Raw genomic sequence first — 486 nt, forward strand, 5'->3', positions numbered from 1 at the left:
TGTGTGTTGTTTGAGAATTGCACAGTGGACGCGAGCATCTTTGTTGTAAGTAATGAAGAGCGTACGGTGGATGCCTTGGCACCAGGAGCCGATGAAGGACGTAGGAGGCTGCGATAAGCCTCGGGGAGCTGTCAACCGAGCTGTGATCCGAGGGTGTCCGAATGGGGAAACCCAGCACGAGTGATGTCGTGTTACCTGCACCTGAATATATAGGGTGTGTGGAGGGAACGTGGGGAAGTGAAACATCTCAGTACCCACAGGAAGAGAAAACAATAGTGATTCCGTGAGTAGTGGCGAGCGAAAGCGGATGAGGCCAAACTTTGTGCGTGTGATACCCGGCAGGGGTTGCGTATGGAGGGTTGTGGGGTTTGCATTGTCGATTCTGCCGGATCGGCCGACAGTGAGAAATTGTGGTGTTAGTCGAAGTGGTCTGGAACGGCCTGTCGTAGAGGGTGAGAGTCCCGTAGACGAAAACACTGCAACTGT

The 486-nt window shown here is 53.3% G+C and carries 1 rRNA gene; it reads left to right on the plus strand.

Annotation, left to right across the window (positions count from 1 at the left end):
* Window positions 1-43: 43 nt before the first annotated feature.
* Window positions 44-486, plus strand: a 23S ribosomal RNA gene (locus MTX35_RS25400); the annotation flags it as partial.

Source organism: Rhodococcus sp. ARC_M12 (assembly GCF_022810385.1).
Lineage (GTDB): Bacteria > Actinomycetota > Actinomycetes > Mycobacteriales > Mycobacteriaceae > Rhodococcoides > Rhodococcoides navarretei.